The organism is Bradyrhizobium sp. Leo170 (assembly GCF_004296405.1).
GTDB lineage: Bacteria > Pseudomonadota > Alphaproteobacteria > Rhizobiales > Xanthobacteraceae > Bradyrhizobium.
The window spans coordinates 1-6238 of record NZ_PSRR01000430.1; the positions used below are offsets into that span (position 1 = coordinate 1).

Genomic DNA, 6238 nt, shown 5'->3' on the forward strand with positions numbered 1-6238 from the left:
CACGCGCGGCGCTGAACCCGGCTGCCCCTGCCCTCGCGCCTCCCAGGGCGAGGCTGGCGCCGCCAGCCGCGAAGCTCGCCGCCTGTCCCGCATGCTTCACCACTTCCATGCCGCTGCCGACGGAGACGCCCTGCACGACGCCTTGTACGATATTCGGCACGTAGATCGAGATGATGAAGACGACGACGGAGATGCCACCGATCGCCAGCGTCCCGACAAAGGCGTCGTTGCCGGTGCCCGTCTGGTTGGCGAGGTTCAGCAAGGCGTCGGACCCGATCTTGGCGATCATTACCAGCGCCATGAGCTTCATGCCGACGGAGAACGCGTAGACCAGATAGCGGATGGCAAAATCCTTGGTGAAGGACGAGCCACCGAGGCCGAGCATGATCATGCCGGCGAGCAGACCGACATACATCTCGACCATCACCGCCACGAAGATCGCCGCAACGAGCGAGAAGGAGATCACCACGATCACCATCGCGAATACTGAGGCAATCGCCAGCGCATTGTCCTGGAAGAGGCCGAACTGCGCGTTATGCGACATCGCGGAGGCGACCTTGAGACCCGCGTTGAACACATCCGCGGGCGATGCCGAGCCGCCGCCAGCACCGATCTGATAGAGGCTGTCGACGACCGCTTTCGCGAAATTCGGTCCCTGATCGAGCACGAAGGCGAAGAAGCCGATGAACATGACCCGCCGCACCATCTCGGCGAACCACGCATCGAGGGTTGCGGTCTGAATGGCGAGCCAGACCGCGGCAAGGCCGACCTCGATGCCAGCGAGGATCCAGAACAACGACTTGGCCGCCTGCATGACGGTCGTCTGCCAGCTCTTCGCGGCGGTCGTCACGGAATTTTCCAGCGTCGTGAGAACGCTGCCATCCTGCTGCGCCAATGCAGGATGCGCAGCCACGACGATGCCGATCGCAATGATCAGGACGAGCCCCGGTTTAATTCCACGCACCCCCTGCCCCCTTATCCTACCAACGCGGTTTCATCTGCTGGCCGCTGGAGGTCTTGTAGTCCTGCGGAGGTTTGAAGAAGTCGCTGGCGCGCGACGCAGTCCCTTGTCCCGGTACTGGCGTGCGCGGCGCGAAGACCAGCCAAGCCCCTGCAACGCAGGCGCCGATCGCGATGACGACGATGATGATCGTGGACGGTCTCACCAACGGGGCTCCATGGTCTGGCCGCCGGAGGTCACTGGCGCGGTCGCGTTGAAGAACTGCTCCCGGCGTGCCTGCGACAGGTCCTTGCTCGTCTGGAAGGACTGAAACCAGGTCGCCATCATCGTGGTCTGCTGCGCAATGAGACCCCGCAGCTTCTGCATCTGGGCGACTTCTTGCGCGGCGATCTCATGGCCGACCTGCAAGGCCTTCATCTGGCCGTCGGAGCTCTCGGATGCCGTCTGGAGTTGCGCCATCGTCGAGTTCTCGGTTGCGAACTGCTGGGAGGTGAGACCCGCCGCCTGCAGCGTGCTCGAGATCGTGTCGCGGTTCGTCGTCGACCAGGTCTGATAAGTCGACGCGAAGCTCGCACCGTTGGGCAGATTGGTCTTGAACTGCGCGTAGCTCTGGAAGCGCTGCTTGAGCACGTCGTCGATGTTGCCCATCGAGAACGCCATGCCTTGGCCCTGGTTGACAATGTTCTGCAACTGCTTGAGATCGCTCTCCACCTGCCCCCAGACATGCGAGGGCAACTGCGCCGTGTTTTGCAGCATGTTCTCGTAGATCTTCAACTGGTTCTGGATCTGCTGGGCGAGCTGCGAGATCTGTTGAATCTGGTTGTTGATCTGCGTCGTGGACTGGCCGACGAGGCTGACCAGTTCACCGTTGTTGAGAATCTGTGTGAACTCGGTGGAGCCGCCGGCCGCGGCGCCGGCCAATGCCGGACCCACGGAGGGTGGTCCGATGATGATGGCGACGATAAGCGCCCTACGAAACGGCGAGAAGCGACTCGGCATGGCCGATTCCCCTTTCCTTGAGCCAGTGAACGGGCCAATTGGCCTCGGCCTTCTTCAGCGCCAGGATGCGCTTCAGGTCGTCCTTGCCGGACGCGCCGACGAAGGAGAGCGCGACAGGGCCGAGCGACATGTTGAAGAGGCGACGGCCTTCTGGCGAAGCGACGTAGTATTCGCGCTTGGGCACCGCGGTCGCGACGATCTCAATCTGCCGCTCGTTGAAGCCGATGCGCTCATAGAATTCGCGCGTGCCGGGCTCGCGCGCGGCGCCGTTCGGCAGGCAGATCTTCGTCGGGCAGCTCTCCTTCGGCACATCGATGATGCCGGAGCGCTCGGCGTCCGAGATCGATTGCGTGGCGAGCAGCACGGCACAATTGGCCTTGCGCAGCACCTTTAGCCATTCGCGGATCTTGTCGCGGAAGACGGGATGGCCGAGCATCAGCCAGGCCTCGTCGAGAATGATCAGGCTTGGCGCGCCGGTCAGCCGTTTCTCGATTCGCCGGAACAGATATGTGAGGACCGGGACGAGATTGCGCTCGCCCATATTCATCAGCTGCTCGATCTCGAAGGTCTGGAACGACCCGAGTTGCAGGCCATCTCTCTCGGCATCGAGCAGCTGACCCATCGGACCGTCGACGGTGTAGTGATGCAACGCATCCTTGATTTCGCGCATCTGCACGCCCGACACGAAATCCGACAGCGATCGGCCGCGCGCCTCGGCCATCAGGCCGACCTGCCGCGAGATGGCGTTGCGATGATCGGGCGTGATCACGACGCCCTGCACGGCGACGAGCGTCTCGACCCATTCCGCCGCCCAGGCGCGATCGGTGTCCGTCGACAAGTCTGACAACGGACAAAACGCGAGCGCGGCCGCGCCGTCCACCTCATCGCCGCCGATCTCGTAGTGGTCGCCGCCGGCGGCCAGCGTCAGCTGCATCATTGAGCGGCCCTTGTCGAAGGCTAAAATCTGCGCGCCGGCATAACGGCGAAACTGCGCTGCGATCAGCGCGAGCAGCGTCGACTTGCCGGAGCCTGTCGGCCCGAACACCAACGTGTGGCCGACGTCGTCGGCATGCAGGTTCAGCCGGAAGGGTGTGGAGCCGGACGCGACCTGCATCAATGGCGGGGAGCTAGGTGGATAGAACGGGCATGGCGCGGTCGGATTGCCCGACCACACCGAATTGAGTGGGATCAGGTCGGCGAGGTTACGCGTGTTGATGAGCGGCTCGCGGATGTTGGCGTACCAATTGCCCGGCAGGCTGCCGAGGAAGGCTTCCGTCGCGTTCAGCGTTTCGATGCGCGCGCCAAAACCTTCGGCCTGGATCAGGCGACGGACCGCCTCGGCCTTCTCCTGCAGGCGCGCGCTGCTCTCGTCGAACAGCACGATGACCGGCGTGTAATAGCCATAGGCGACGAGTTGCGAAGAGGCTTCCGCGATCGCATCCTCGGTCTCAGCCACCATGGCGGCCGCATCCTGATCGATCGAGCGGCTTTGCGTCTGGAAGAGCTGGTCGATGAAGGGGCGGACCTTCTGCTGCCACTTCTTTCGGGTGCGCTCGAGCTTCTGCCGCGCGTCCTGGTCGTCGAGGAACATGAAGCGCGACGACCAGCGGTAGGTTAGCGGCATCAGATCGAGGGAATTGAGGATTCCCGGCCAGCTCTCGGCTGGAAAGCCGTCGATCGCCACGACGCCGAGAAAGCGGTTCTCGACCATCGGCGACAGGCCGTGCTGGAGCTCGGCCGTAGCCAGCCAGTCGAGATACATCGGGATGTCCGGCAGGCGGATCGGGTGATTCTCGCCGGTGATGCAGAAGCGGATGAACTGGAACAGTTCATCGTAGCGCGCTATGCGCGTGCCATCGCGCTCCTCAATCTCGCGCGTTTCCATGCGCCGGATGGACAGAACGCTGGCGAGATACTGTTCGACCTCACGGATCGAGGTGCGGAAGCTCTCGATTGCCGTATCAGCATAGGAGGCCGATCGGCTCTCGGCATCGGAATAGATGTAGCGCGCGAGACCCGCGCGGCGACGCTCGGGCGGCCGCCAGGACAGGATGATCGCGTGGCGGCTCTCGAAATGTCCCCTCTCCTGCTCGAAGTGGTTGCGGCGTTCGTCGTCGATCGCGCGCGTCACCGGATCGGGAAAATGGCAGTCCTGCCGCGCCGGATAATCCGTGGTCGGCACCCGCACCGCCTCGACCTGGATCATCCAGCCGGAGCCGAGGCGCGCCAGGATGGTGTTGATCTGGCGCGAGACCTCGTTGCGCTCAGCGTCGGTCGAGCTCTCCGAGTCCGGCCCGGCAAAATACCAGCCCGCCATCAGCGAGCCGTCCTTCAACAGCACGATCCCGTTCGCGACGAGCCCGGCATATGGCACGAGATCGGCGAAGGACGGGCCAGAGTGACGGAAGGAGCGCAGCGCGACCATGAGCGGACCTCAGTATCGACGCCAGGGCGTCGAGGTCGCCCGGTAGTGAGGCCGATAGGAGATGTGACGGGCATAGACCCGGCGCATCATCGGGTCGGCCTTCGCCATCATCCGAAGCGCCGCGACGACAACGATCCAGATCGCCGCGCCGAGGATTGCGGCGTACCAGGTGAGCACGACGAAGATCAGGATGACGGCGGCAAGGCCAGTTAGCAGCACGAGCTCGCGGTCTGCGCCGAACAGCAGGTTCGGCCGCGACAGCGCGCGATGGATTCGATTGCGTCGAAGATTGGCGCCGACCTCAGCCATGACCGAGATCCCCTGCCCTTCTGCCAATGGGCATCGTGGGCGCGACGTCGCCGATCGACGCGCCGCTTGCGCCGAATAGAGCGACGATCTGCGTGGCGCCGAGGAGAATGCCGGCGACCAGCACGACATACATGAGGCGTCGCGCGAAATCGTTCAGCTCGCCGCCGAAGATCAACATGCCGCCGGCAACCGCAACGGCCGCAAGGGCAATGAAGCCAGCCACGGGCCCCGTGATCGATTGCTGGATCTGCTGAAGCGGGCTCTCCCAGGGAAGATTGCCGCCGCCGCTGGTCGACGCGAAAACTGGATCCAACATCACGAGTGCGAGCAGCATGCTGCCGGCACCTACAATCATCATGCGGTTAAGCGACATGGCGCTCCTCCTTCCGGGCGTAGGATTGGGTTTGATATTGGCCCGCCGAGAAGCTCTCGACATGGAGCACGTCGCGGACCTGGCGGCCGCGATCCGTTCGTTCGATCGAGACGATCAGATCGACCGCCTCGCCGATGACCTCGCGCATGGGCTGTTGACTGACTTCGGCCGTGAGCTGCTCGAGACGGCGCAGCGCCGAAATTGCGCTATTGGCGTGGATAGTCGTGATGCCGCCGGGATGGCCGGTGTTCCAGGCCTTGAGCAGCGTGAGTGCCGCACCGTCGCGTACCTCCCCGACAATGATGCGATCGGGTCGCAACCGCATCGTACTCTTGAGCAGGCGCGCCATATCGATCGTGTCGCTCGTGTGAAGCGAGACGGCGTTCTCGGCGGCGCACTGGATCTCGGCCGTGTCTTCGAGAATGACAAGGCGGTGCTCAGGCGCGTGCGCGACTATCGCCGCGATCACGGCATTGGCGAGTGTGGTCTTACCCGAGCCCGTGCCGCCCGACACGACGATGTTGAGGCGCGATCCGATGGCGTTGCGGATGACCGCGAGCTGGTCCGCCGTCATCACGCCCTGCGTCACGTAATCCTCGAGATCGAACAGACGCGAAGCCCGCTTTCGGATTGTGAATGTGGGGGCGCCGACGACGGGCGGCAGCAAACCTTCGAAGCGATGACCGCCGATCGGCAGTTCGCCTGAAATGATCGGACGCTCGTCGTCGGCCTCCGATTGCAGCGCATGCGCGACACTGCCGATAACGATCTCGGCGGTCGCGGCAGGCAAGTTTCCGGCCGCTGCCATTCCGTGGCCGAGCCGTTCGATGAAAAGCCGGCCGTCTGGATTGAGCATCACTTCGACAACGGCCGGATCATCGAGCGCGGCGCAGATCTGGTCGCCAAGCGCGTCCTGGAGTTTGCGGACAAGCCGCGGATGCGAAGGAAGTTCGGTCATGGCAATCGCCCGCCATCGCTCACGCAGCGACGCGCTGAACGCGGCGCAGGTCGGACCGCAGGAACCGGCCTGGCCTCCTCTCGCCTCGCGTGTCGACGCAAAAGCGCGAACTCTCGACCATGGTGGATTTGCCCCGTGGCCCGCCCCCCCGGGAGCACTTGCGGGAAGGTGCACGACAACATGGTTGGGCCCGTGCTCAGGAGCAGACGGGCG

7 protein-coding genes are annotated in these 6238 nt (G+C 63.9%); all 7 read right to left on the bottom strand.

Translation table 11 applies throughout. The features are described 5' to 3' along the window. The coding region (trbL, locus tag CWO89_RS39450) for a P-type conjugative transfer protein TrbL (RefSeq protein WP_130583707.1) at positions 1-964 on the bottom strand (964 nt) is incomplete at its 3' end. A gap of 16 nt (positions 965-980) precedes the next feature. Continuing rightward, on the bottom strand, positions 981-1166 hold the full coding sequence (trbK, locus tag CWO89_RS39455) for an entry exclusion protein TrbK (RefSeq protein ID WP_130583708.1): 186 nt from the start codon (positions 1164-1166) through the stop codon (positions 981-983). Further along, complete coding sequence (trbJ, locus tag CWO89_RS39460) at positions 1163-1960, bottom strand: P-type conjugative transfer protein TrbJ (protein WP_130583709.1); 798 nt, start codon at positions 1958-1960, stop codon at positions 1163-1165. Before trbJ ends, trbK begins: the two co-directional genes overlap by 4 nt. Continuing rightward, the gene (locus tag CWO89_RS39465) at positions 1932-4385 is read right to left on the bottom strand and encodes a conjugal transfer protein TrbE (RefSeq protein ID WP_130583710.1); all 2454 of its coding nucleotides are present in this window, start codon (positions 4383-4385) and stop codon (positions 1932-1934) included. Before CWO89_RS39465 ends, trbJ begins: the two co-directional genes overlap by 29 nt. 9 nt (positions 4386-4394) lie before the next feature. Next, positions 4395-4694, bottom strand: coding sequence for a conjugal transfer protein TrbD (locus CWO89_RS39470; protein ID WP_027584282.1), 300 nt, complete (start codon positions 4692-4694; stop codon positions 4395-4397). Then, entirely contained in the window at positions 4687-5028 is a 342-nt protein-coding gene (locus tag CWO89_RS39475) for a TrbC/VirB2 family protein (protein ID WP_455998270.1), read from the bottom strand. The genes CWO89_RS39470 and CWO89_RS39475 overlap by 8 nt, the downstream gene beginning before the upstream one ends. A gap of 28 nt (positions 5029-5056) precedes the next feature. Continuing rightward, positions 5057-6025: a P-type conjugative transfer ATPase TrbB gene (gene trbB, locus CWO89_RS39480; RefSeq protein ID WP_130230068.1), complete on the bottom strand. Its 969-nt coding sequence runs from the start codon at positions 6023-6025 to the stop codon at positions 5057-5059. Positions 6026-6238 lie beyond the last annotated feature (213 nt).

Excerpts from the sequence above, each read along its gene's own strand:
- trbJ (WP_130583709.1), bottom strand. The coding sequence starts at position 1,960 with ATGCCGAGTCGCTTCTCGCCGTTTCGTAGGGCGCTTATCGTCGCCATC.
- CWO89_RS39470 (WP_027584282.1), bottom strand. The coding sequence starts at position 4,694 with ATGGCTGAGGTCGGCGCCAATCTTCGACGCAATCGAATCCATCGCGCG.
- CWO89_RS39465 (WP_130583710.1), bottom strand. The coding sequence starts at position 4,385 with ATGGTCGCGCTGCGCTCCTTCCGTCACTCTGGCCCGTCCTTCGCCGAT.
- trbB (WP_130230068.1), bottom strand. The coding sequence starts at position 6,025 with ATGACCGAACTTCCTTCGCATCCGCGGCTTGTCCGCAAACTCCAGGAC.
- CWO89_RS39475 (WP_455998270.1), bottom strand. The coding sequence starts at position 5,028 with ATGCTGCTCGCACTCGTGATGTTGGATCCAGTTTTCGCGTCGACCAGC.